This is a genomic window from Nocardia sp. NPDC059177 (assembly GCF_042755165.1).
Lineage (GTDB): Bacteria > Actinomycetota > Actinomycetes > Mycobacteriales > Mycobacteriaceae > Nocardia.
The window spans coordinates 1-25,000 of record NZ_JBHZBX010000005.1; the positions used below are offsets into that span (position 1 = coordinate 1).

Sequence of the window (25,000 nt, forward strand, 5' to 3'; positions counted from 1 at the left end):
CCGCGCCGGGGAACTCGTGACAAGGTCACCGCCGGCCGGTGGATCGTGGAGCAAACCATCGCCTTGCTCCATCAGTACCGTCGCTTGGCCATCCGATGGGAACGTCGTACCGACATCCACTACGGGTTCATGAATCTTGGTGCGGCACTGATCTGTTGGCGACGCCTCAGCAATCGAACTGGATAGGAGCTCTAAAGGTCGACCCGTCCAGTCTGCGGCGCTGGCGCAGCGCCACGCCTCCGCAGGGACCGCCGTTCTTCCACCTGGCTGGCCGCGTGACGCGCTATCTCGGTGCGGACATCATCGAGTACCTGCGCGCAAGCCGCGTCGATCCTCGGGCGGCGTGATGACAACCGAACCAATTCACACCATCCCGCTCGGCGTGGAGATCCGCGCCGACATCGAAGAGCGCGGGAAGACCAGCCGCTTTCGAGCGCGTGTGCGCTGGACCGACCCGAACACCAAGGCACGGCCATCCAAGTCCGAATCCTTCGGCACCCGGGAGGAAGCCGAGGAATGGGTGTCGGGGATCAAGAACGCGGCAGCCCGCGGCGTCGATCCGAAGACGGCCACGGCGACGCTGAAGGACTTCGGAAACGCCCATTGGAAGGCCGCCATGCGTGGCGTCGAACTGAAGACGGTCGGCGACGCTTACAAACCGGCGTGGAACCGGCGGGTGGTGCCTTCGCTCGGCCACCTTCCGGTCACGATGGTGACCGCCGGTATGGCTGATCGTGCGGTGACGAACTGGATCGCCTCGGGTGTCAGCCGGTCGGCGGTCAAGAACAGTCTTGCTGTGCTGGCGCGGGTGCTGGATCAGGCGGTCCGTGACGAGGTAATCGAGCGGAACCGTGTCGAGGTGTCCGGCTGGCAATCCCAGTTCGAGCGAATCGAGGACGAACTCGATGACCCTCGATCGCTCGCTCTGCCGGACTGGGCGGCATTGACCCAGCTGTCGGCCGCGCTCGTAGCGGCCTCGTCCGACCAGTTCCAGGGCTGGGGCGACGTGGTCACGTTCGCGGCGTGCACCGCCTCCCGCATCGGCGAGGTTTCCGGCGTCCGCGTCAAGGACATCGACACCGAGCAGTGGATCTGGAACCTACGGCGCCAGACCTCACCCGGACCGGGCGGAATGCTGGACAAGGGCACCAAGGGCAAGCGCGCACGCCGCGTTCCGATCATCGAAGAGATTCGGCCCATGCTGCTCGATCGAATCCGGGCGCGGAAGGACAAGCCGGAGGCTCGTCTGTTCGTCGGGCCGCGCGGCGGCAAGATCCAAACTGGCGTGCTACGCAAGGCGACGCACTGGGATTCCGTCGTCGCCACGCTCGGCTACGAGCACCTGCGGCGGCACGACCTCCGGCACACCGGGCTCACCTGGCTCGCCGATGCCGGGGTGCCGATCCACCGGCTACAGCAGATCGCCGGGCACACCGATCCGAGGATCACACAGCGGTACCTACACCCGGACATCGTCGCGTTGCAGGCAGACGGCGACATGCTCTCCGCGCACCTGAGAGCGCCGAAACGGTCCCAAATTGGTCCCAAGCTCCGACTCGTCCAGTGACAGCAAAATCCCCTCCGACGCAGGTCGGAGGGGATTTTTGCGTGGTCGGGCTGACAGGATTTGAACCTGCGACCACCTGACCCCCAGTCAGGTGCGCTACCAAGCTGCGCCACAGCCCGTTCTTGCCCCCGTTGCTGGGTGCTCGAAAAGATTACCGCACCATTCCGTGTAGGTACTAATCGGCTGGTAGGCGGCACTTTCCAGCCGGTTTTCGGGCCGTGGATGCCACTCATCGGGCGGCGGCCGCGAGGTCGAGGCGTAGCTGGTTGCGCCAGTCGTTGGTGAAGACGGCGGTTGTGGCTTCGTAGTGCACGCTGGTGAACGGGTTGGAGTAGAACATCGTCGCGATCCATCGCAGGGCGCCGTTGTTGTCGAGGCGTGCGAACCAGCCGATGTTTCCCATCGAACCCCCGCCTCCGGTCATCCGGCCGTCGCCGTTGGGCAGGGGGGTGTCGAAGAAGATGTCGACGTCGTCGGCGCCGTCCTCGTGGATGGCTGCGGCCACGTCGAACGATCCGCCGAGCTGGAAGGGGATCGGTTGGCCCGCATCCGGGTGGTAGGCCCCCGGGCCGTCGACCAGTAGGTTGGCGCCGGTGTCATCGATCCGGTACAGCCCGTCTCGCCACGGTTTCTGCCCGGCTGCCCACAGATCGCCGACTGTCCCCATCGTCCCGGACCTCCTCGTGACGTCGCCACATCATCGCCGCCGGGCGCTGTCCCCGGCCGCCCGACGCCCAGGTGTTTCGTCCTTCGATTCGGCGGTTCACCTGTCCTGCATGCCTTCTCGGGAAACCGATGCCGGAATGCGGTATACCTGCTGGGGTACAGATTCCCACGTACGAGGAGGCTTCGCTGTGTCTGAGAGCCCTGTCGACCTGCGCACCGACGTGGCGCACTCGGCGCGAATGTACGACTATTTCCTCGGGGGCAAGGACTCCTACGAGGCCGACCGTGTCGCCGCTGAACAGGCATTGCAGCAGTTCCCGTCGGTTCGGCTGACCGCCCGCACCAACCGTGATTTCATGCGTCATGCCACCGACTACCTTGTCGGGCAGGGTATTCGGCAGTTCCTGGATATCGGTACCGGTATCCCGACCTCGCCGAATCTGCACGAGGTCGCCCAGGCGAGTGCCCCGGAGTCGAGGATCGTCTACGTCGACAACGATCCGCTGGTGCTCGCGCACGCGCGGGCGCTGCTGGTCAGCGCCCCCGAGGGCAGCACCGCCTACGTGCAGGCCGATGCCGGGGATCCGGCGTCCATTCTGGCCGCGCCGGAGCTGGCGGCGACGCTGGATCTGTCTAAGCCGGTCGCGGTGTCGCTGATGGCGTTGCTGCATTTCGTGCCCGGCGACGTCTACGACATCGTTCGGACACTGATGGCACCGTTGGCGCCGGGTTCGTATCTCGCGATGTCGCACGTGACCACCGATTTCGACGACGGCGACCACGATCCCGACGGTATGGCCCGGCTGCTGCAGGTCTATGCCGATCGTGGGATCGCGGTGCGGCCGCGTACCCGTGCGGAAGTCGCGCGATTCTTCGACGGGCTCGAACTCGTGTCGCCGGGTGTCGAGGTGATCCACCGATGGCGCAACGAAGGTATCGATCGCCCACGCAGCTACGACAAGCAGATCTCGCTCTACGGCGCGGTGGGTCGCAAGGTGTGAGTCGGGTCGTCGAGGCCGGCCCGGAAATGTGCCGCGGCGGCATCGGTGGCGGCGTCGATGAGGTGGCTGTCGTCGTAGAAGTCGATCTGGCCCACCGACTCGAGCCAGAGCTCCGCGCGGGTTCCAGGCACGGCCGCGAAGAATTTCCGGGCGAGTGCGGGGGCGAGGGCGTGTTCGGAATGGACCATCAGGAACGGGACCGACAGCCGTGGCGCCGCCGCCTGTGCGTCGAACGGGCCGGTGTAGGCCAGCGACTGCACCGCGAACCCGTTGGTGTAATTCGGCACGGCGCCCCGGGGCGTGCCGTAGTACTCGTAGGCCTCCCGCAGCGGCATGGCCACATCGCCGGCGTCCTCGGCCACCGCGGGGATGGTCTCGCTGACACCGGTGTCGCGCCGGCGTTGCTCGGCGGCTCTGCCCCGTTCCAGCACGGCCGCGTCCGGCGGGAAAGCCGTTGCGTCGGAATAGTATCCGGCGATTCCGGCGAAGGCGCGGATGCGTGGATCGTCGGCGACCGCGCGCGCCATGTATCCCGCGCCGGCGCACACGCCGACCGCGACGACCGGCAGCTCGCGGGTGCGCTCGTCCGCGGTCAGGGCAGTGACCGCGGCGCGAATATCGTCGGCCTTGCCGAGGGGATTCTCGAATTGCCGTGGCTCGCCCTCGCTTTCGCCGAAAGTACGATGATCGAAGGCGAGGGCGGCGAAACCGCGCTCGGCCAGCGCGCGTGCGTAGGCGCCGGTGGCCTGTTCCTTGACCGAGGTCAGCGGACCGGTGGTGACGACGGCCGCGGTGGGGATGGTGGCGGGCAGGTGCAGCACGCCGGCCAGCCGGTCCTGGCCGATATGGAAGGTGAACGGTTCGGTTCTCGCTGTCATACTCAGCGACGTTAGGTCACTCGGTCACGCAGCGACAGAAGGCACTTTTGCGTGCCCATGAGCCCCGAGGAGAACGCGGTGAGTCTGTTCATCCCGGACGTGCTGGAGGAGTCCTGCGCCACCCGCAGGGCATTGGAACGCTTGTCCGCGAAATGGCGCATCCTGGTCGTTTACGCACTGCTGGACGGACCGCACCGGCCCGCCCGGCTGCGCGAGCGGCTCCCGGGAATCACCCAGAAGATGCTGACCGAGACCCTGCGCGGCATGGAATCCGACGGCCTGGTCGAGCGTCATGTGCTGCGAGCGAGCGCGCCACAGCATATCGAGTATCAGCTCACCGAGCTCGGGAAGTCCCTGGAACAACCGCTCGCCGCGATCTGCGCCTGGGCGTCCGAGCACGCCGAGCCGGACGCCTGACAGACCCGATCGGCAGGGTGGCGCTCACTCGCGGAGGAAGCCGAGTAGTTCGGTGGTGACGAAGTCCGGGTTCTCCTCGACGAGCCAGTGGCCGGCGTTGGGCACGTCGCTGGCCCGCACGATATTGGTCAGCCGGGCAGACACGCTCGCGCGGACCGGGTCCAGTTGGCCCTGTGCGGTCAGGAGCAAAGTCGGGACATCGGTCGGTGCTGCTTCGATCGACTCGCGGACGTCGCTGTCGAGCGCTCGGTACAGCTCGAAACCGGCTGTGAGGTGGTCGGGCCGGCTGTAGGTCCGGGCGTATTCGTCGATTTCCGGGTCGGTGAACGGGGACTGCTGCGAGGTGCCGCCGAAAGCGCTTCCGCCGAAGGAAACCTGGGGATAGAACAGGGCCAGGTAGTCGCGGACGTCGTCGCTGACCACCGCCTCGGGGACACCCGGTTGGGAATGGAAGGCGATGTGCCAGCTCATCGCGCGGTAGGTCGATGCGTCGACCGCGTGCCCGGGTAGCGGCAGGTCGAGATATCCGAGACCGGTGGTGTCGGTGGGGAACTGGGCGGCGTAGTGGAATGCCACCGCTGCGCCGAAGTCGTGGCCGACCACCTGGGCGTCACGCACCCCGAGTTGTTCGGCGATCAGCGTGTGGACGTAGCGCGCCAGGGTGGCGGTGCTGTAGCTGCTCGGTGAGCCGGTGCTGTCGCCCAATCCGGGAAGGTCGACGGCGTACACGGTGTGGTGCTCGGCGAGTTCGGGCATGATCTGCCACCAGCCGTACCAGGTTTGCGGCCAGCCGTGCAGGAGTACCACCGGCGTGCCGGTTCCCCCGGTGACGTAATGCATGCGGACACCGTCGACATCGGCGAATTCGTGCCGGAAGTCCGGTGCGAAATCCGGGTCGTCGTGGGTGGCCGCGGCGTAGTCGGGAACCTGCGTCGCCGGGGTGCAGGCTGCGGTGTAGAGGGTGAGCAGTATCGCGACGGCGGTGAGGCAGAGCGCGCGGGTGAGACGGTGGACGTGGCGAGTCGACGGCTGCGCCGCGTTGGTCATCAGGCTTCCTTGGTGCGTCGGTGACATCCGGTCAGACTTGCCGAATCCGATTGAATCCAGCAAGAAGAATTGCCATTCCGGCAACTTGGGTGCGATGCAAACGCTAGTGAATCTAGCGTTAATCGGGCGCAACCCATAGACAGTGCGCCGGCAATGGCCGATGCCGTCTTAACGCAAGGAATGCCTGCGTTAAAACGCCCCAGCTCGCCGATCCGCTGACGGTCGTGAACGAGCAAGTGCCCGAGAGGAATTGGTCGATGCTGTCCAGGAGAAGTTTCATGACCCGTGCCGCGGCGACCACGGCCGCCGGCTTGGCCGCGGCCTCCCTCGGTACCGCCACGTCGTTCGCGGCCCCGCCGGACGGGCTCCGCACCTTCATCGACGGAGTCGCGATCGACCGGGCGAAGGTCGTGGAGTGGGAGAAGCGACGGGTCTCGGTGGCGGCCGCGCGATTGCGCAGGGACTACGTCGGCGTGCTGGCCGGTGAACTGGACTCGCTACTGGCCCGGCTGGAATCCACCGTCGACGACATCGGAGCGGCGCGTGCGGCGCTCGCACGCGCCCGGCTGACGATCGGTGAGCAAGGGATCAGGGAACTGGTCGCCGCGGAACTCGTCGCTTCCGAAGCCGCCGCGCGCACGGGAATCGCCGCCTCGGCCGGGCGCTGGCAATACGCGATCACCGAGATCGCCAGTGATCGGGGCACCGCGCAGGGGTTCCTGGACTGGCTCGACCGCGCCCTGGTGACCGATGACCGTCCGGTCTGGACCGACGCCTGCCCGGATCACTACCTCATCGCGACCCTGCCCGACGGCCGTCAGGAAGTCATCGAGGTGACCGGCGGTGCGATGCTGGCCAGCCAGTTCTTCGTCGACTACACCGACACCGCCGCGGTGATGGTGCCCCCGGACCCGGCCTTCCCGTTCACGCTCGCCGGTGTCGCGTCACTGGCCGACGGTTTCGTCATCGGCGGGGTGCGCCACCAGTTCCGCGACGAACCCGGCGGCGGTTTCCGCGGCCGGTTCGCGGTCGCCTTTCCGGCGGCGCTGCCGGGGCTCTACATCGCCGAACACCAGTGGCATCTCGCGTGCGAATTCGGCAACTGGATCTCGGCCCACCTGCGCTGAAAGTCGCGTCACCGCGGGTGACGCATTCGGCACCCGGGCAGTCCGTCGAGTAGAACTGGACCATGGATCAGCGTGGGCGTCCCGACGATGTCGAGCCGGGCGAGACGGCGCCGGCTCCGCGGAAGCGGACCGGGGGCCGTTCGGCGCGGGTGCGCGCGGCGGTCTTGACCGCCACCCTCGAGCAGCTCATCGAATACGGCATCGAGGGCCTGACCATCGGTGACGTCGCCGCCCGCGCCGGTGTCGCGGAGACGACGATCTACCGGCGCTGGGGCACCCGCACGGCCTTGATCGCCGAAGCGGTCACCGAACTGGCCGCCGTCGGCAACCCCGTGCCGGACACCGGTTCGCTGCGCGCCGATCTGCAAGTACTCGCCGAGCAGATCTCCCAGCTGATCACGCGCCCCGGCATCGCGCGGCTACTGGGAACCGCCATCGCGCTGTCGGCCGATCCCGAGGTCGAGGCCGCGCGCCGTCAGTTCTGGAACGACCGCTTCGACCAGAGCTCACAGGTCGTCGTCAGGGCGATCGAGCGGGGCGAACTCGCCGATCGGACCGATCCGCGGGAGGTCCTCGAAACACTCTCCGCGCCTTTGTATTTCCGGTTGCTGGTGGGGGAGAAGCCGATCGACGACGCGTTCATCACGCGCTGTATCGATAGTGTGCTGACCCTGCACGGCCGGGCCTGACTATCGGTCACCCATCAATTCGGTGATCGTGTGGGCCACTGTGGCCGCTTCGATATTGCCCACTCGCTGGTAGTAGTCCAGCGCCAGTCGATAACTCTCGAGCGCGGCGGTGGGGTCACCCGCGGCTCGGTGCGCGTCGCCGAGGAGATGGCTGGTGATCGCCTTCTGTTTCTCGACTCGTTCGTCGTCAAAGAGTTCGAAGGCTGTTCTGAGGTCGCTGATCGCCGATGCTGTCGCGTCGAGTGCGAAGTGCGCGCGGCCGCGAATCAGATGTGCTTTGGCATTGTTGTCGATTTCGGTGGCTTGTGGCTTGAAGGCGGCGACCGCGTGATCGGCGGCGGCGAGTGCCCGGTCGGGACGGCCCGCGCCGAGTTCGGCACGAGCGCGCTGCAACCAGAGGATGGCGTAGGCACGGGCTCGTTCGGCGGGCGCGATCTGCTCGTCGGTGGCCTGCGCGATCACATCCCACGACTGCTGGTAATCGGTGAGCGCGATATCGAACTGGCCTTCGGCGGCGGCGATTTTTCCGAGCCATTCGAGTGCGCTCTGCATGCCGAGGACATGATGGTGCTTCCGTGCGAGGCCGAGCGACTTCGTGAAATGCTCACGCGCGGAATCGAATTCACGGAGTTCCAGGTACACGGCGCCGAGCTGGGAGGTCATTTGCAGCATGCCGAGATCGGATTCTTCGGTCCTGGCGGAGGCGAGGCCGAGCAGGTGGATATCGATCCACGCATCGTGGAGCCCGTGCAGGTGCAGATACTTCCAGAGCGCGACACAGAACGGCCAGACGAGACGGTGCAGCCGGGCACCGTGCGCGGCGCGTACGGCGGCGATCGCGTTGTCGCCTTCGAGCTCGAACCATTCCAGAGCCTGCGGGCGGGTGAATCGGGGGACTCGGCCGTTGTGGAGCTCGATCAGCAGTTCGGTGACCGGGCGCACCCACCAGCGATCCGACACCACCGCGGCACGGGCGAGTGTCTCGCGCAGATACCAGGTGATCCAGGTGCTGACGGCCGCTTCCCGGACCGGGGGCGAGTCGATGGCCGTTGCCCGGTCCCGGGCATCGTGGTGGACGACCGGGTGAAAGGCATAACGGGGGTTGTTCGGGTCGACCGGGACCAGCAGGTTCAATTCGACGAGTCGTTCGAGGATCGGGTAGACGGCATCGCCGTCGGCCGCGCCGAGTACCGCTGCAGCGGCGTCCAAGCCGATGTTTTCGATGGGCAGCAACCCGAGCAGACGGTAGGCGTCCTTTTCGGCCTCGTCGAGATTGCTGTAGGCGGTGTCGAGGAATTTCTGTATCCGCATCTCGCCATCGAGCTGGTGCGGGCGGAGCCCGGAATTCCGTAGCTCCGTCAGCAGATAGTGCGCCCGGTACGGCCGACCGTGAATCTGGGCGGACAATACTTTCACCAACAGCGGAAGCCCGTGACAGAAATCTGTCAATTCGTCGATCACCGCCGGGTCGAGCTCGCCGGCGGTGTCTTTCATGCCGGTGACGAGCAGTGTCCGTGCCGCGTCGTCGTCGAGAAGATCCGGGGTGAAACCGGCGAAATCCCGTTGTTCCAGGGTGCGCCGTCGCAGGGGGCTGGTTGCGAGCACGACCGCGCCGGGGATGTCCGAGGGGATGAACGGCTGAATCTGGCCCAGGTTGTCGAGGTCGTCGAGAACGAGCGCGAATCGTCGGTCCTGCCACACCCGTTGCAGACTGTCGGACTTCTCTTCTTCGGTGGTGCCTTGATCGGCGGCCGAGATTTTCAGCTGGAGAAATGCCCTGTTGAACAATTCGCCCACCGGCACGACGGTGCCGTCCCGACGGCGCCCGCTGAGCCAGACCGTCTGATCGCCGACCAGGTTCCGGTGTTCCCTCCCGAACTGGGCCGTCAGGCACGAAACGCCGAGTCCCTCGAGTCCGTAGACGTACATCAGCGCGGGCAGCTCGGCGTCCTTGCACCGGCGGACGTGTGCCGCCATGTCGTCCATGATCGGCTGCCGCGGCACGAATGGGTTCGCCCATGGTGGTGTGGGACTCGCGCTCACTGACCTGCCTTCCCCCGTGACCAGCGTCGATGTGGCTCACTGTATACGACGCCAGGGTGAGCCGCGCCGCGTCGGGAGGTCAGCGAGTACCGGTGCCGATGTCTTTGCGGGTGAACGTGATTCGCCGGTCGCCGATCAGCATGGTCACGGTGCCACGGCCAGCCGCGCCGCTCAGTGCGACGGTGTGCGCCGCGGCCGCGAGGCAGGCGGTCGGCATCGGTGCGATGCGGGCGTTCGGCATGATCGCCTCCGACAGGCCGCCGTCACGGTGGCACAGGCGGATCCGGCCGGGGCCGACCTCGGCTACGGTCACCGAACACGATGGGCGCTGCCGCAGTGTCCGGCGCAGGTGTTCGTCGGTGTCGAGACCGGGACGTGGAGATACCACGACGATGTCGGCGTTGCGGTTGAGATCCCGCCGGGGATGATCTTCGTGCACCACGAGGCAGGCGTCGGTGGTGCGGTGGCCGCGCTGTCGCCGCGCCGTCACATCGGCAGGCCATCGACGGATGCGGACGGTGGGTGCGCCGGGATAGTCCAGGTCCGGTTCACAGGCGACCCAGCATGCCAGCATCGGAGCGGTCGTCGGCGTGAGATCATCTGCGGCATAGGGGAATTCGGGTGCTGGCCGGTCCGGCTCGGTGAGGTTCAGCAGCTCGTAGAACGTGGAGCGCAGCGCGTCGAGGCAGGCGCCCGGGCGGGACGTGGCCAGCGATGTCACCGCCCGCATCCGGACGCTGTCGTGGGTGGTGATCGCCCGGGCGAGCTGGTCGGGGAGTGGCTGCGACGGATGCAGCGTCGGTGCCAACTCGCCGAGCAGATCCGCGGCCGAGCCGGTGGCGACCTCCGCGCGCGGAAACGCCGCCAGGACGGTCGGAATGCCGTGGGCGGCTGCGTAACTGGTGACGGCGCCGTGGTCGCCGATCATGATGTCGGAGGCCAGCACCGCCTGTTGCCAGCCACTGACCGGCGGGATGAGGCGAAGTCCGGATCGCAGCGCGTCGCCCAGCCAGGTGCGCAGCTGGAGTGGGCCGTGGGCGAACCAGACGTTCGGATGGACGATCGCGGCGAGGATGTGGCCGTCGAGGGTGAGTTCACTGAGCAGGTCGTTGATCAGGTCCGGGTGTTGTCCCAGCAGTGATCCCGGCCCCCAGGTCGACGACACTGTGACGATCGTCGTGTCGTCGGTGGCGCCGAGGGCCGCGCGGTAGGTGTGCCGGAGATGGCGGCTGGCTCGCATGCGGTCGAAACAGGGGTCGCCGGCGACCACGGCGTTCGGGAGAGCTTCGGGAGCGGTGATCGCGAGGCGCAGCCGATCGTCGGCGTGCGAGAGCACCACCGCAGCGGGCACTGACCCCTCCCGCACCAGCCATTCGCGACCGAGACCGTAGACGTTCCCGATTCCCGATTCCCGATTCCCGATTCCCGATTCCCGATTCCCGATTCCCGATTCCCGAGCTATTTTACTATAACCCATTCCGTGGGACAGTAATACGAGTGGTGCCGAAATTTGGTGGAGATCTCCGCTGTGGTGTACTGATATCGCCAGGTCGAATTCATCCGTCACCGCGCGATTCCACGGAATTGTTCGCGCACCGGACGAACTGAGTTGCCGCTCCACATCGCCGGTGACATTCGAAACATCGGGAAAAGTGAAAACCAGCTGGATACGACGGTCGGAATCGAAAACGGGAAGAATATCCGACAGCCGATTCCACGCGGTGATGGTGTGCACTACGATCAGCACGGTCCGCGTGGTCTGCACCGTGATCCACGGCGGGTGCGCTGATCCGGGCGGTTCCCCCTGCTCCGTCGTTCGGTGCACCTGACACTCCTACATGCTGTTCGTCGCACCACCGTAACGCGGTGGGCCACGGCGAAGGCCCACAGGTCGGTGACCGGTGGTTGATTACCGTGATCGTGCCGGGGCGGCGAACCCGCACGGCTTGTCGCTGGTGCGTTGCGGGTGGGCGTGTCCGGCGTTGCGCCACCAGGCCGCGGCCTCGGAGAGTTGCCCGCGATGACGGAGCCGGATCGCGAGGTTGTGCATTGCGTCGGTGTGACCCGCGTCCGCGGCCTGGCGATACCAGGTGATGGCTTCGTCGAATCGGTGTGTCTTGTCGAGCATCACGGCGAGGGTGAACATGGCGCCGGTGTATCCGGTCGAGGCTGCCGGCCGGCACCAGCGTTCGGCGTCGTCGACATGTTTCAGCGTGAAGAGCAGTTGTGCCAGATTGGTCATGGCATCGGTATTGCCGAGCTCGGCGGCTTTGGTGTACCAGTCGAAGGCTTCGCCGGCTTTTTTGCGGGCGAGGAGAGAATTGGCGAGATTGTTCATCGCGCCGGTGTGTCCTTGTGTCGCGGCGCGTAGCCACAATGCCTCCGCCTGGACGAAGTCGTTTCGGTCGGCGCAATGCCCGCCGCTGATGAACAATGTTTCGCTGTCGGTCTCGGTGGTGGCCGGTGCGGCATCATCGTCGGGCGCGGTGAACAGGCGCAGATCGCCCGCGCCGGCGACGCTGCGTCGCTGTGGTCGAGGGTGACCGTCGCGGTGCAGGATCTGCTCGACCCGGCGGTAGAGCTGGTCGAGAGTCAGACCGGTCTCGGCGGCGGCGTGGAGCAATGCCCCGGTGAAGGCGGTGTGCCGGTGACCCGCCGGGGCGATCGACAGCACATCCCGGCCCGAGGACGCAATGGTGTAGGTGCCTTGGACGTCGATCTGCCCGTCCACGGCGGCCGCGGCCGGTGCCATCGCCTCGAACGCGCGGCCGGAGAAGCAGCAGTCCAGGATCAGGATGCGGGTGCGTGCCCGGCATTCGAGGAGTTCGTCGCGCAGTGTCGCGAACGGCACCGAACCCCACTCGGGGTGGTGGTGGTCGGTGTTGGGCAGCGTCAGATACAGCTGGCCACCACGCCGGTCTACGACACCGTGCCCGGTGTAGTAGACGAGCAGGACATCGTCGGCTCCGTCCGCCGCGGTGGCGATCGCCCGGCCGACCTCCGTCGCGTCCACCGGATCGGCGAGCACAGTGCAGTGCTCGGCGGCGAGGCCACCACCGGTCGGCGCGGTCAGGAGTTCGGCGAGATCACTGATATTGGTGGTGGCCGCCGGAATATCGGTGAATTCGGCATCGGCGTATCGGCTCACCCCGATGAGGACCGCCCGCCAGCCGTCTCGATGCGCAGCCGCTGTCATTGCCTGTTGTCGAACCTTTCCAGCATGGCCTGCAGGGTCTGGGCGACCTCCGGCTGCTTGATCCTTTTGAGGTCGACGGTGAGTTCGGTGTGCTCACCGGTCTTCAGCGTGAGGCTGATATCGGATCGACGGGCGGTGAGCCATCCGGTCAACGACTGGATGAGCACAGGTGCGATGCCGCCCGCACCGAGAGTGACGACCAGAACCTCAGTGAGCCCACCCATCTCACCGGGGCGAATCCGGCTGGGCGGCAACGTCACCCGGCCGCGCAGTTCATCGGTGCCGTTGAGCCAGTCCTTCAACCGGAACAGGTCGTCGGCGCTGCCGTCGGTATGAATCATCAACTGGCTCTGCGGATTCGACATGGCTGAATTGTCCTCCTGTGTCATCGCGGGGCGCCGTCGCCCGGCGTGGGATGGCTTTGGCGGTACTGAACCGCCTCGGGCAGCTCGGTGAATTCCAGCACTCCCGTCGTCAATTCACCGAGGTGCGACCGGACCTCGGCGGGCGTGGCGTAGAAGAACTCCCGGCGCCGGTTGACCTTGTTGACCCGCTGACGTTCGAGCCTGCGGTGCAGCTCGTCTTCGATTCCGGCGGCGTCGTTGTCGAAGAACAAGGTGTGCACGTCGTAGCCGAAGGGCACCGAGGCGTTGCTGAGGTCGCGGATCCGTTCCCAGGGATCGAACCGGCGGGTCAAGCCGATCTGCACCACTCCCGCACCGAACGCACCGATATTGGAGATGACGTAGATGTGGCCGGCGCGCAGATTACCCGCACGATTCTTGACGCTGCTGATCTGCAATTCGAGCTCGGCCAGCTTCGCCCGCAGCGCGCCGATGGCGTCTGTCTCCGCGGTGCCGCCGGCCTCGAGAGCTACCAGCGCGTCACGATGCCGTCGGTGCTGCTGTTCGAGCCGGGTCTGCTCGCGCGTGAGTTCTTCGTGCGCGCGACGTTCTTCCCGGAGGCGGTCGCGCTCCTCGCGTTCGTATTCCTTGCGGCGGGCGAGCAGTTCGAGATGGTCGGCGGTGAGCTCCAGTTCGTATCGACGCAGGTGGTGATAGGCGGGCGCGACACGCAGCGACATCGTGGCGCCGAACCGTTCGAGGGTGAGCGCGATCTTGTCGAGGCGTTCGAGCGCGCTGCGCAATTTGTACGGTTTGAGCGCACGCACGAGGTTGTCGGCTTCGGCGTTGTAGGCGCGCAGCATGAGTTTCGAGTACTCGCGGATCATCTTCCGGCCCTGGGCCGCCGATCCCTCGACCACCCAGGCCTTCTGTGCCTCGATCGCGCCGCCGTCGCGACGCGCCATACCTTTGACCTCGTCTTGCAGGCGCGCGAGTGCGTCGCGATAGGCGACCGAATCCGTCAGCGGATGCCGGTAGTCGTAGATCCCGATCTCCTGCAGGACACTCTCCTCCCGGGTGCGGATCACCTCGGCTTCGGCCGCGGCCAGCTGCGCCAGGACGGTGTCCAGCAGCGTCTGCTGGTCGGTGACCTGCGTGGCCAGCTCGTCGCGCAGCCGCTCGAGGTCGGCGACCTCGAGACCTCCGGTCTGCGCCAGGCGCCCCCGTAGCCGCTGGTTTTCCGCGAGCGCGTCGGCCAGCTCCTGGGATTGCCGCTTCGCGAAGCCGCGAGCACCGAACAACGGCACCTTTGCGCCCGGGGCAGTATCGGGTCCGGTCTGCGCCGCCGGGCCGACCGGCCTGCGCTGTTCGGTCCAGGCCGTGCCATCCCAATATCGGACGATGCCGTCGTTGTCCGGGTCCGGGTACCAGTTCGGCGGCGCTGTGCTCACGATCCCCCCATCGCAGTTGCTGAGTCGAGCATAGCCAACTCTCCCGACACGGGCGTACGGTGCTGTCGCACTGTGGATTCGGTTCGAGCCGTGTCGTCGCTGCTCAGCGGCTGTTTGTGACACGAACGATCGCGACGCGGTAGCATCCGTGCGATTTACCTTGGGCGGGAGGAATGTTCGAGTCATGTGGGGGAGTGCGCGGTTTCGGCGCGTGTGTGTGGCTGTCTCGGCGGGATTGCTGGTCGCTGCCTGCGGGGGCAGTCCGGAACAGGCTGGACCGGTCGAACCGGTGATCGATATCGCCGGGCTCGATGTCGGAAACTATGCCACCACACCACGTGACCTCGGCCTGCCGGACAACGCGGAGCAGGCCAGGTTCGTCGAGGCCGAGCGGCTCGGCAACTACGTTCCGGCACCGGCGGAGATCGACCCGGCACTGGTCTATCCGAACCCGTATATGCCGCGGGTCTTCATCGATCCCGAAGGCGCGCTTGGCCGGATCATGGCCGTCGACCGATTCGCTGAGGCCGCACCGGGATTCATCGGTGGGTTCATCAGCAGCGCGGGCAATCATCCACGCAACGACGGGGTCGATCTGCTCAACGCGGTGATGGTCTTTCCCGATCAGCAACAGGCCGCCGCGGCGGCAAGCGCCCTGGAACGGGTCGATTTCGAAGCCAATACGCGCAACGAACCGATCGAGATCCCGCGGTATCCGGATGCGCACGCGCACTGGCAGCCCCAGGAGCAGTCGATCGGAGTCTGGTACGCCACCGGCAATCTCGTGATCTACACGTGGGTGTTCGACTATCTGAAGATCTTCCTGAAGAAGGTCGACCGGCCCGCATTGATCGAGTGGGTCCACAAAAGCCTCGACAAGGTCGTGCCCGCGGTCGCCGGCTTCCGTCCGACCCCGTCCGACCAGCTGATGAACGCGCCGGTCGACCTCGACGGCATGCTCGGCCGCACGCTGAAACGGCCACTCGAGGACTCCTGGACGAATCCACCCGGCGCCTACGAGGGGCGTACGGCTGTCCATTTCAGTTCCGAGCCCGACGATGTGGCACGCACTGTCGCCGAGAACGGTGTCGACCGGTACGCCTTCGAAGGAGCCGAGGTCTACCGGGCCCGTGACTATGCCGCCGCGCTGCGGGTCCAGGAAGATCTGGGTGGGCTCAGCCGGAAGTTCCGGAAAACGGACGCGCCGGTCAACCTGCCGACGGCGCTCTGCAAGGAGTACATCGGGCGGGAGCCGCTCGCGGTCCGGTTCTATTGTTCGGTGACAGCGGGCCGATACGCGGCCTTCACGTGGGCCTCGCAGCTGCTCGACGCGCAGCAACGGATCTCGGCCCAGTACGCGTTGTTGGTGAATGCGCGATGAAACGAGGTTCGCGTCGTCGCGTCGCCGGCTCCGTTGTCCTGCTCACCGCTGTGCTGACGGGTTGTGGTGCGACCGTGCCGGGCAGCGCGGTGCCCGGTGAGGTCGATCTGTCCACGCTGGATACCGGATCATATCCGACCGAGCCGCTCAACGCCCACGACGACCCCTACATTCCGCCGCTCTACGACATGAAGACCGTCGCGGGGGTGTACCTGTCCGATTACACGATCACCGCCTTCGACATCGATCCGCGGATGAAATACCAAGGCTCGCAGGGGCATCTGCACGGCACGCTCCCGTCCGCTTTCGGCAATTTCACGGACGTCGAGGAGATCATCGAACGGCACGGGATGCTGTACGGGTTCGCCACCAGCGGGGTCTCGGCCGGCATGAGCGATATTTCGCAGGGTAAATGGCCATCCGCCGACGGCTGGCCGACGAAGAACATTCCCAACGAACTGACCGCTGATATCGCGGTCATGCAATTCCCGGACGCCACACGCGCCGCGGCCGCCGCGCAGGATTTCCACGACACCGATTTCGCGTCCTATCAGGGACACAACGAGACCGTCATGCTCCCGGGTCATCCGGGCGCGCACGCCCAATGGCAGCCTGGTTCGCCCTATCTGCGCGCCTTCCTCGCCAGCGGGCCCTATGTCATCGCACTGCTCGTCTCCGCGCCGACTCCCGACCTGACGACCATCGTCGGGCTCGCCGACACCGCGTACACGCGCCAGCTCGAAGCCCTGACCAGGACCCAGCCACTGACCGACGAGCAGATGCACACGATGTCCTGGGACCCCGACCATCTCCTGGCTCGCACCCTGAACCCGCGACGGACCCCGGTGCCCGACTCCTACGGCAATCAAACGGTCACCGGCCGGCAGGGTTTCCTGCACTATGTCGACGAGAAGTCCTACGCGGACCGGGAATTCGCCGGCATCCAGCTCGACCGCATGAAGGCAGAACGCGTCGCGCAATCCTGGGGCACGATCGGGATCGAGGTCGCCGATCCCGAATCGGCACAGCTCGCGGTCACCGAGAAGCGGTTTCTCGTGCCCTTCGCCGGTGACGCCCCCGCGCCACCGAACGTTCCGAATTCCACGTGTGTGGAGAACGAAACCCCGGCAGCGAAATACCGCTTCAGCTGCATGGTCGCCTACCGCACCTACGTGGCCGTGGTGGGCAGCAACCAGATCCTCGACGCCCACCAGCGCGCCGCCGCCCAGTTCGCGATTTTCGCGAACTCCAGGTAGCGCTGGCTCCTACGACCCGGACCCCGACCCCGATCCTGAACCGAGATCGGTCACGACGGCGGGCGAGGCGTCGAAGAGATCGGGATCGAATTCGAACCCGAACGGGTTGATATTGCAGAGGGTGACCACCACGTAGACACCGCGTGCCAGCCCGGGGAAACTGCCGGTGATCTCTCCGGTGTTCGAGGCGATCTGGATGCGGGGTCCCGCCGCGACCGCGCCCGCGGCGATGAGGCGTTGCAGCAGATCGGGGGCGTCGGGCTGTCGTCCGCTCAGTGAGTTCAGTGCGGCGGTACCCAGGATCGGGGCTGCGGCGATGGTGTCGACTGCCGCGGTGGTGCATTCACCGCGGATCACCGGAAAAGTGTCACGACGATTGGGGACATCGGTCACGGTGTAATCGATCGTCGTGCCGGTGACCGTCGTGGTGAGGTCGACGGGGAGATTGTCCGGCGCTGGTTGGGCGAATGCGGTGGCCGGAAACGACAGCATCGCGAGTGCGGCTGCCGCACAGGCGATTCCCGAGCGAGCGGATATCGAGCTGCGCATAGATCACTCCTTGTGATGGTCTGCCATTGGCAGGATAGCTGTGTATTCGCCTGCCGATGGAGGGACGCGCACAGGCGAAGCAGTCCGGAAGAGTTTCTGCCGATCGACACCGATTCATGCGGTTTTGGTGTCGATCGCCGGAAATGTGCTCTGGCGGCGGAGTCTGGTCGTATAGTTCATAAACTGAACGAACCTTTCGAGCACCCGATGATCGCACTGGCTACCAGAAGTGAGGGATTGCTGTGTCCACACCGATATCCGATGCCACGATCGAGCAGGCCGTCAGTGCGTTGTTTCCCGACCTGTATTCCGAATTGATCCGCTTGGTGCGGATACCGTCGATCGCCACCGAAGGCTATCCGCCGGAACCGTTGTTCCAGGCGCACGATCTGGTCGTGGAATTGCTCCGGGCCAGCGGGGTCGAGCAGATCGAGGATCTGCGGATCGAGGGCAAGACCGCTCCGGTGATCCTGGCGACCCTGCCCGGCCCGCCCGGGGCGCCGACGGTGCTGATGTACACCCATTACGACGTCGTGCCGGCCGAGGACGTCGAGCTGTGGGACACCCCACCTTTCGAACCGGTCGAACGCGACGGCGCCATCTACGGGCGCGGCACCGCGGACTCCAAAGCCAATATCATCAGCATCATCGGAGCGCTGCGCGCCTATGCGGGCCGGCCACCGGTCACCGTGAAACTGGTGTTCGAAGGCCAGGAGGAGTTCGGCAGCCCCTTCGACTTCTATCCGGTCGAGCACCCGGATCTGTTCCGCGCCGACGCGATGGTCATCGCCGATGTCGGCAGCGTCCGGCCGGGCGCACCGACACTGACGGTGGCGTTGCGTGGATCGGCCCAGGTCACCGTGGAAGCGCGGACACTGGAAGCCGACAAGCACAGCGGCCTCTACGGCGGTGCGGCACCCGATGCGCGTCTGGCGTTGATCCGTGCGCTGTCGACGCTGCACACCGACGCCGGCGATGTCGCGGTGCAGGGCCTGCGACGTGAACCGTGGACGGGCACCACCTACACCGACGCCGAGTTCCGCGAACTGGCAGAAGTTCTGGACGGGACACCGCTGATGGGAACCGGCGGAATCGGCGAACGGATCTGGTCGGGGCCGGCGATCACCGTGATCGGTTTCGACGCACCGAAGCCCGATGCCTCGGTCAATGCCGTCGCCGGTTCGGCCCGCGCGGTCCTGAATGTGCGGGTCCACCCCGAGCAGGACGCTGCGCAGGCACAGGAAGCGGTGATCGCCCACCTGCGGACGTTGCGGCCGTTCGGGATCGAACTCACCGTCACCGGTGGCGAAGTCGGCAACGGGTTCGCCGCACCGACCGGCGGTCCGGCCTTCGACGCCGCGGTCTCCGCGCTCGGCCAGGCGTGGGGCGCTGATGCCGGGCAGATGGCAGGCGGTGGATCCATCCCGCTGGTGATGGCCTTGCACACCGCGGTCCCGGCCGCCGAGAAACTGCTGTTCGGGGCGACCGACGGCTATGCCAACATCCACGGCCCCAACGAGCGTGTGCTGCTGGACGAACTGGCCAAGGCCACGCTGGCGAAGGCATTGTTCCTGCGCGAGTACAGCGCAAACTGTTCCGCGGCGCGAAACGGAGCAACTCGATGAGCACGAACATGACCTCCGAACCCGTCGCGGAAACTCCGCCGCGGAAGAAATTCGAGTTCCCCGGCGCGGTCACCGTGCTGGCGATCGTCATGGTGCTCGTCTGGATAGCGGCGCTGTTCATTCCCGCGGGGCGATTCGACACCGATGCCGACGGCGCACCGATCCCCGGCACCTTCGAAGAGGTTTCCGCGCCCCTGTCGTGGTGGGAACGCATCCAGCAGCTGATCCTGGCACCGGTCAACGGCCTCTACGGAACTCAGGACCTCACCACCGGATTCGTCGATCCGGACAATGTCGGCCGGCTCTTCGGCTCGGTCGGCGTGGTGCTGTTCATCATGGCGCTCGGCTCGTTCATCTCCGTCAGCTTCGCCACCCGCAGCCTCGAGGTCGCCGTCGGCCGGCTCGGCGCCCGGCTGCACGACAAAGCGTGGCTGCTGATCGCGGTGATCATGGTGCTGTTCTCGGTCCTGGGCACCACCATGGGCTTCTCGGTGGAAACCTTCGGCTTCTACGCCCTGGTCATCCCCTTGATGCTGGCCATGGGCTACGACCGCATGGTCGCGGCCGCGACCATCATCATCGGCGCGCTCGTCGGTTCGATGGCCTCGACGGTCAACCCGTTCTCGATCGGGGTGGCCTCGGGTGAAGCCGGCGTCTCGATCGGTGACGGCATCGTGCTGCGATTCATCCTGTGGGTGGTACTCACCGCCGTCGCGGTCGCGTTCGTGCTGCGCTACGCGGCCCGCGTGCAACGTGATCCGGCGAGTTCGCTGGTCGGATTCGACACCGGGGAGACACCCGACAGCGCACTCGACGAACACCTGAGCGCGACGCAGAAATGGGTGCTGGCGATCACCGCGTTCACCTTCGCGCTGATGATCTTCTCCGTCATTCCCTGGTCGGCGATTTTCGGGGCAGCCACCGGTCCGGCCGAATACGACCAGTACCACGAAACCGCCACCGAGCCGTACTGGTTCGAACTCAACTGGTGGTTCCCGCAATTGGCGATGCTGTTCATCATCGCCGCGATCGTCGTCGGCGTGGTCGCGCGGATGGGGGAGAAGGAGACCGTCTCGCTGATCACCCGGGGCGCGGGCGACATGGTCGGGCCTGCGATCGTCATCCTGCTCGCGCGTGGCGTCTCGGTCATCATGACCAACACCCAAACCCTCGACACCGTCCTCAATGCGATGGAATCGCTCGTCGACGGAGCCGCGGCGGGCGTCTTCGCCATCTTGGTGATGATCGTCAACATTCCACTGGCGGTGTTGATCCCCTCGTCCTCCGGGCACGCCACCCTCGCGATGCCGCTGCTGGCACCGCTCGGCGATTTCGCGGGGATCAGCCGGTCACTGGTCATTACCGCGTTCCAGATGGGGCACGGCCTGACCATGCTCATCGCGCCGACCAATGTCGTCGTGGTGGGTGGGTTGGCCATGGCGAAAGTCGGTTACGACAAATATCTCCGCTTCATCTGGCCGCTGATGGCGATCAATGTCGTCATCATCTGTGTCGCGCTCGCGGTGGCGGCAGTCGTGGAATAGCCGGGCGTTCGAGGATCGAAAGGTTGATGTGGATCCCGCCTCTGTCACCTATTTCGTACTCGCCGCGGCCGTGGTTCTGTTCGTCTGGAATCGCCTGCCCGTCGGCGTCGTCGCGCTCGCGGTGGCGCTGGCGCTCTACGGCACCGGGGTCCTGACCCTCGACCAGGCACTGGCCGGATTCGGTGACCCGACGGTCGCGTTCATCGCCGCGCTGTTCGTCGTCAGCGAGGCGCTGGACGCGACCGGGGTCACGGCCTGGGCCGGGCAGCAACTGATCGCCAGAGTCGGCGCGGGCCGGGCCCGGCTGCTGGTGTCGGTGATGCTGGCCTGCGCGGTGTTGACCGCGCTGATCAGTGTCAATGGTGCTGTGGCCGCGCTGATCCCGATGGTTGTCGTGCTCGCGGTGCGGGTCGGGCGAGCGCCTTCCCAGCTGTTGATGCCGCTGGCCTTCGCGGCCCACGCCGGTTCCCTGCTGGTGCTGACCGGCACGCCGGTCAACATCATCGTCTCGGAGGCCGCCGACGACGCCGGCGCGCGCCCGATCGGCTACTTCGAGTTCGCTCTCGTCGGGCTGCCGTTGCTGGTGGGCGTCATCGTCATCGCGATCGTCTTCGGCGCGCGACTGCTGCCGACGACCACACCGGCCGCACTGCCACCGGATCTGAGTGCCATGGCGACCACACTGACCCGGCAATACGCCCTGCACAACGACCTGATCCAGGTGACGGTGGGCGCCCGCTCGGCACTCGTCGGCGCCGACCCGGAGACCGTCGCGGCGCTGCTGCCGGCGGACGCCACCCTGCGGGGGATCGCGCGCGGAGACCGGACACCTGTCGATGGCCCGATCGCCGCCGGCGACACGGTGGTCATCGCGGCCCAGCACAGTGTGGCCGAGTTCGTCGAGGAGTACGAGCTCACCCCGTGTGCCCGCATCGACACCAGCGCCGATCAATTGATCGGCGTCGAATACGGGGTCGCCGAGGTGATGATCCCGCCACGCTCGGAGTTCATCGGCCACACGATCTTTCCCGGCATGACCACCAGCAGCGGCGACCTCGTGCTGCTCTCGGCGCAACGCGCAGGCAACGACCTGGGACCGAAACCGGCGACGCTGCGCGCCGGTGACACGCTGCTGTTGCGTGGGTCGTGGAACGCCCTCGACGCCCACATCGCCGATCCCGCCGTCCGCGTGGTCCACGAACCCGACCTGATCCGGCGCCAGACGGTGCCGATGGGACCGGGCGCGAAACCGGCGCTGGCGATCGTCGCGGCGATGATCGCGCTGCTCGCCTCCGGGTTGGTTCCGGCGGCCGTCGCGGCGCTGCTCGCCGCGTGCGCGATCGTCATCTGCCGGGTGCTGACCGTCGAGCAAGCCCACCGCTCGATCTCGTGGACCACGTTGATCCTGGTGGGCGGCATGATCCCGCTGTCCACCGCGATCCGCGAGACCGGCGCGGCCGACCAGCTCGCCGCGCTGTTCCTGACCGTCTTCGGCGATCTCGACCGGCATCTGCTGCTGATCGGGCTGTTCGCTGTCACCGTCGTGCTGGGCCAGCTCATCAGCAACACCGCCACCGCCCTGATCGTCGTCCCGATCGCTGTCGCGATCGCCGAGGAACTCTCGGTGTCGCCGCTGCCCCTGTTGATGACGGTGGCAGTCGCCGCCGCCGCGGCGTTCCTCACTCCGGTCGCCACGCCGGCGAACATGATGATCATGGGACCCGGGAACTACCGATTCGGCGACTACTGGAAACTCGGTTTGCTGATGCTGGCGTGGTTCCTGATCGTCACCGTTGTCGTCGTGCCGGTGGTCTGGAACTTCTGAGCCGACGCCTCGCTACCGGCGACCTGCGGTAGCATCCCCTCCGATTTGTCTTGGGTGGGAGGGGTTTTCGTTCATGTGGGGGATACCACGGATCCGTGCTGCTTGCCTGGCGGCCCTGATTGCCGGTTCGGTGGCGGGTTGTGGTGCGACGGTGCCGGGCACCGCCGCACCGGGCGAAGTCGACCTGAGCACGTTGGACACGGGCTCGTATCCGACCGAGCCATTGAATGCCCATGACGATCCGTTCGTTCCGCCGCTCTTCAACATGAAGACCGTGGCCGGGCTGTACCTTTCGGACTACACGATCACCGCCTACGACATCGACCCCCGAATGAAGTACCAGGGTTCGGCCGGCCATTTGAACAGTTCCCTGACAGTGCTTTTCGGCAAGTCCGATGAGATGGAGGAAATCGTCGATCGGCACGGGTTGCTCTACGGGTTCGCCACCGGTGGTGTTTCGGCGAAGTCGAGTGACACCTCGCAAGGTAAGTGGCCCTATCACAGCGACTGGCCGACAAAGCTCCGGGCGAACGAGCTGACCGCCAATATCGCAGTGGCGCGGGTGTGGGACGACGAACACGCCAAGGCCGCCGCCCAGGAGTTCAACGACACCGACTTCGCGAACTACCGTGATCACAACGAGCGGGTTTCGCTGCCCGGTCATCCCACCGCGCACGCCCACTGGCAGCCGGGTTCACCGTATATGCGCGCGTACCTGGCCAGCGGCCCCTATGTCATCGCCATCATGGTGTCCGCGCCGACTCCCGACCTGGCCGCCATTGTCGACCTCGCCGAAACCGCGTTCACCAAGCAAATCGAGGCACTGGCCGGAACCCAGCCGCTGACCGGCGAGCAGGCCTACACCCTGCCGTGGGATCCCGACCATTTGCTGGCCCGCACGCTGAACCCGCACCAGATTCCATTACCCGACTCGAACGGCACCCACAGTGTCAGCGGCAAGCAGGGCTTCCTGCACTACATCGATCGCGGGTTGTACGAGGACCGCGAGTACACCGCCACCAATCTGGACCGCATGAAAGCCGAACGTGTCGCCCTGTCGTCGGGGACGGTCGCGTTCAAGGTGGCGGATCCGGAATCCGCTCGACGCGCAGTGACCGAGAAACTGTTCCCGATGCCCTTTGCCGGGGAGGCTCCGGCTCCGGCGGGTGTTCCGGATTCCGCGTGTGTGGAGAACGCGACTCCTACGGCGAAGAATCGCTACAGCTGCATTCTCGCCTACCGCTCCTATGTGGCGGTGGTGGGCAGTGATCAGCTCCTCGATGTCCATCAGCGTGCGGCGGCCCAATACGCGATCTTCGCGAACTCGAGATAAGTAGAGCTGGGGTGCGGCCGCACGGCCACACCCCAGCTCCAGGTCGACGGTCAGTCCGCCACGGGCGTCCACTGTTCGGCCGGCGAGCGGCCGGGCATCGGCTGGCCGATGAGAGCGAGCGGGACGAAGAAGTTCACCTGGCCGATGGCCATCGCCAGGGTGGCCAGGGCTTTGTCGTCGTAGTGCTCGGTGGCCAGGGTGTAGAGCTCGTCGGGCACCCGTTCACCATGCGCTGCGGGCTGCAGGACGGCTTCGGCCAGGGCGAGCGCCACCCGTTCGGCGTCGGTGAACCAGGGGGCGTCGCGCCAGGTCGCCACCGAGGCGATCCGTTCCTCGGACTCGCCGGCGGCGCGCAGGTTGCCGCTGTGCAGGATGGCCAGGTAGGTGCTGCCGACGAGCTGTCCGGCGCGCAGCTGGATCAGGCCGATCGTCGTCCGGGGGATCGCGCCGTTGCCGGTGGCTTTGAACAGTGCCGCGCCGATCTCACCGAGCTCGGGGACGAGCTGCTGAGGGTTCGGCAGCCGGGAACCGGTGCGCTCGATGGTCGTGAGGTTGGCGTTCATCAGTGTTTTTCCTTCTCTGTTGTGGTGAAACTGTGGTGGTCAGGCAGGTTGCGGCCGGTGGCCCACGGTGCCGAGGGCGCGCAGCGAGGCGGTGGTGGAGCCGCCCTGGGGCAGCCAGGCCCGCGCGGCGAAAGTGGCGGCGGCGAAGAACAGCGGCATGGCCCATTTGTCGGGGCCGTCGCCGGCGGCCACGTGCGAGGTGGCGGCGCCGCCGTAGACGAAAACGAGTCCGGCGTAGGCCCATTCCTTGGTGCGGGGGTGGCCGGGGGTCAGGATCGTGGCGAGCGCGGCGGTCTTGGCCACGCCCAGGATGGTCGCGAAGTACATCGGGTAGCCGAGGTGGTCGAAGGAATCGCGGACATAGGAGATCCGGGCCAGATCCCAGTAGGCGCCGACGGCGGTTTCGGCGAGCACGGCGGCCACCGGAACCCAGCGGGCGAGTTTCAGGCCGCGGGACATCATCGACGTGGTGCGAGTGGACATGTGTTGCTCCTGCAG

At 66.4% G+C, this 25,000-nt stretch carries 22 protein-coding genes, 1 tRNA gene and 1 pseudogene; 12 read left to right on the top strand and 12 right to left on the bottom strand.

Features of this window, described 5'->3' with window-relative positions:
- Together ACFXK0_RS07945 and ACFXK0_RS07950 are read left to right on the top strand one after the other, a co-directional pair.
- Positions 1-186 (top strand): annotated as a pseudogene (locus ACFXK0_RS07945) (hypothetical protein); the annotation flags it as partial.
- Positions 187-346: 160 nt separating this feature from the next.
- Positions 347-1,567 (top strand): tyrosine-type recombinase/integrase, encoded by a 1,221-nt coding sequence (locus tag ACFXK0_RS07950; protein ID WP_379409515.1) that lies wholly within the window; start codon positions 347-349, stop codon positions 1,565-1,567.
- A 42-nt stretch (positions 1,568-1,609) separates the two neighbouring features.
- Here the strand turns inward: ACFXK0_RS07950 and ACFXK0_RS07955 are convergent.
- Together ACFXK0_RS07955 and ACFXK0_RS07960 are read right to left on the bottom strand one after the other, a co-directional pair.
- Positions 1,610-1,686 (bottom strand) — tRNA-Pro (locus tag ACFXK0_RS07955).
- Positions 1,687-1,796: 110 nt separating this feature from the next.
- Positions 1,797-2,234, bottom strand: coding sequence for a hypothetical protein (locus ACFXK0_RS07960; RefSeq protein WP_379409187.1), 438 nt, complete (start codon positions 2,232-2,234; stop codon positions 1,797-1,799).
- Positions 2,235-2,421: 187 nt separating this feature from the next.
- Here ACFXK0_RS07960 and ACFXK0_RS07965 point away from each other — a divergent pair, with 187 nt between their 5' ends.
- Positions 2,422-3,234: an SAM-dependent methyltransferase gene (locus ACFXK0_RS07965; RefSeq protein WP_379409189.1), complete on the top strand. Its 813-nt coding sequence runs from the start codon at positions 2,422-2,424 to the stop codon at positions 3,232-3,234.
- On the opposite strand, the gene ACFXK0_RS07970 is transcribed toward ACFXK0_RS07965, so the two are convergent.
- Positions 3,207-4,112 (bottom strand): alpha/beta hydrolase, encoded by a 906-nt coding sequence (locus ACFXK0_RS07970; protein WP_379409190.1) that lies wholly within the window; start codon positions 4,110-4,112, stop codon positions 3,207-3,209. The genes ACFXK0_RS07965 and ACFXK0_RS07970 overlap by 28 nt on opposite strands.
- Before the next feature lie 78 nt (positions 4,113-4,190).
- Here ACFXK0_RS07970 and ACFXK0_RS07975 point away from each other — a divergent pair, with 78 nt between their 5' ends.
- On the top strand, positions 4,191-4,529 hold the full coding sequence (locus ACFXK0_RS07975) for a winged helix-turn-helix transcriptional regulator (RefSeq protein ID WP_379409191.1): 339 nt from the start codon (positions 4,191-4,193) through the stop codon (positions 4,527-4,529).
- A 24-nt stretch (positions 4,530-4,553) separates the two neighbouring features.
- Here the strand turns inward: ACFXK0_RS07975 and ACFXK0_RS07980 are convergent, their stop codons facing one another.
- Positions 4,554-5,576, bottom strand: a complete 1,023-nt coding sequence (locus ACFXK0_RS07980) for an alpha/beta fold hydrolase (protein WP_379409192.1) — start codon at positions 5,574-5,576, stop codon at positions 4,554-4,556.
- 278 nt (positions 5,577-5,854) lie between these two features.
- Between ACFXK0_RS07980 and ACFXK0_RS07985 the strand changes: the two genes are divergently transcribed.
- Complete coding sequence (locus ACFXK0_RS07985; RefSeq protein WP_379409194.1) at positions 5,855-6,703, top strand: hypothetical protein; 849 nt, start codon at positions 5,855-5,857, stop codon at positions 6,701-6,703.
- A gap of 62 nt (positions 6,704-6,765) precedes the next feature.
- Positions 6,766-7,392 (top strand): TetR/AcrR family transcriptional regulator, encoded by a 627-nt coding sequence (locus ACFXK0_RS07990; RefSeq protein WP_379409195.1) that lies wholly within the window; start codon positions 6,766-6,768, stop codon positions 7,390-7,392.
- Here ACFXK0_RS07990 and ACFXK0_RS07995 read toward each other — a convergent pair whose 3' ends face one another.
- The 5 genes from ACFXK0_RS07995 to ACFXK0_RS08015 all read right to left on the bottom strand — a co-directional run bounded on the left by ACFXK0_RS07995 (position 7,393) and on the right by ACFXK0_RS08015 (position 14,426).
- Positions 7,393-9,369, bottom strand: coding sequence for an NB-ARC domain-containing protein (locus ACFXK0_RS07995; protein WP_379409196.1), 1,977 nt, complete (start codon positions 9,367-9,369; stop codon positions 7,393-7,395).
- Between the two features lie 145 nt (positions 9,370-9,514).
- On the bottom strand, positions 9,515-10,786 hold the full coding sequence (locus tag ACFXK0_RS08000) for a hypothetical protein (protein WP_379409198.1): 1,272 nt from the start codon (positions 10,784-10,786) through the stop codon (positions 9,515-9,517).
- 558 nt (positions 10,787-11,344) lie between these two features.
- Positions 11,345-12,631 (bottom strand): tetratricopeptide repeat protein, encoded by a 1,287-nt coding sequence (locus ACFXK0_RS08005; protein ID WP_379409199.1) that lies wholly within the window; start codon positions 12,629-12,631, stop codon positions 11,345-11,347.
- A complete protein-coding gene (locus ACFXK0_RS08010) occupies positions 12,628-12,996 on the bottom strand; it encodes a hypothetical protein (RefSeq protein ID WP_379409200.1) in 369 nt (122 codons plus the stop codon). The genes ACFXK0_RS08005 and ACFXK0_RS08010 overlap by 4 nt, the downstream gene beginning before the upstream one ends.
- Before the next feature lie 20 nt (positions 12,997-13,016).
- Positions 13,017-14,426, bottom strand: coding sequence for a DUF4041 domain-containing protein (locus tag ACFXK0_RS08015; protein ID WP_379409201.1), 1,410 nt, complete (start codon positions 14,424-14,426; stop codon positions 13,017-13,019).
- 217 nt (positions 14,427-14,643) lie between these two features.
- On the opposite strand from ACFXK0_RS08015, the gene ACFXK0_RS08020 reads away from it, so the two are divergent.
- Both ACFXK0_RS08020 and ACFXK0_RS08025 read left to right on the top strand, forming a co-directional pair.
- Positions 14,644-15,807: a hypothetical protein gene (locus ACFXK0_RS08020; RefSeq protein ID WP_379409203.1), complete on the top strand. Its 1,164-nt coding sequence runs from the start codon at positions 14,644-14,646 to the stop codon at positions 15,805-15,807.
- Entirely contained in the window at positions 15,804-17,063 is a 1,260-nt protein-coding gene (locus tag ACFXK0_RS08025; RefSeq protein ID WP_379409204.1) for a hypothetical protein, read from the top strand. The genes ACFXK0_RS08020 and ACFXK0_RS08025 overlap by 4 nt, the downstream gene beginning before the upstream one ends.
- A gap of 9 nt (positions 17,064-17,072) precedes the next feature.
- Here the strand turns inward: ACFXK0_RS08025 and ACFXK0_RS08030 are convergent, their stop codons facing one another.
- Positions 17,073-17,612 (bottom strand): hypothetical protein, encoded by a 540-nt coding sequence (locus ACFXK0_RS08030; RefSeq protein WP_379409206.1) that lies wholly within the window; start codon positions 17,610-17,612, stop codon positions 17,073-17,075.
- A gap of 242 nt (positions 17,613-17,854) precedes the next feature.
- On the opposite strand from ACFXK0_RS08030, the gene ACFXK0_RS08035 reads away from it, so the two are divergent.
- From ACFXK0_RS08035 to ACFXK0_RS08050, 4 genes are read left to right on the top strand one after another with little or no spacing between them, the layout of a single operon-like run.
- On the top strand, positions 17,855-19,237 hold the full coding sequence (locus tag ACFXK0_RS08035) for a M20/M25/M40 family metallo-hydrolase (RefSeq protein ID WP_379409207.1): 1,383 nt from the start codon (positions 17,855-17,857) through the stop codon (positions 19,235-19,237).
- The gene (locus ACFXK0_RS08040; protein WP_379409208.1) at positions 19,234-20,781 is read left to right on the top strand and encodes a YfcC family protein; all 1,548 of its coding nucleotides are present in this window, start codon (positions 19,234-19,236) and stop codon (positions 20,779-20,781) included. Before ACFXK0_RS08035 ends, ACFXK0_RS08040 begins: the two co-directional genes overlap by 4 nt.
- A gap of 28 nt (positions 20,782-20,809) precedes the next feature.
- Positions 20,810-22,606: an SLC13 family permease gene (locus tag ACFXK0_RS08045; protein WP_379409209.1), complete on the top strand. Its 1,797-nt coding sequence runs from the start codon at positions 20,810-20,812 to the stop codon at positions 22,604-22,606.
- Positions 22,575-23,939, top strand: a complete 1,365-nt coding sequence (locus ACFXK0_RS08050) for a hypothetical protein (protein WP_379409210.1) — start codon at positions 22,575-22,577, stop codon at positions 23,937-23,939. Before ACFXK0_RS08045 ends, ACFXK0_RS08050 begins: the two co-directional genes overlap by 32 nt.
- A 50-nt stretch (positions 23,940-23,989) precedes the next feature.
- Here ACFXK0_RS08050 and ACFXK0_RS08055 read toward each other — a convergent pair whose 3' ends face one another.
- Both ACFXK0_RS08055 and ACFXK0_RS08060 read right to left on the bottom strand, forming a co-directional pair.
- Entirely contained in the window at positions 23,990-24,502 is a 513-nt protein-coding gene (locus ACFXK0_RS08055; protein ID WP_379409211.1) for a carboxymuconolactone decarboxylase family protein, read from the bottom strand.
- Positions 24,503-24,541: 39 nt separating this feature from the next.
- On the bottom strand, positions 24,542-24,985 hold the full coding sequence (locus ACFXK0_RS08060) for a DoxX family protein (RefSeq protein WP_379409213.1): 444 nt from the start codon (positions 24,983-24,985) through the stop codon (positions 24,542-24,544).
- Between the last annotated feature and the right edge of the window lie 15 nt (positions 24,986-25,000).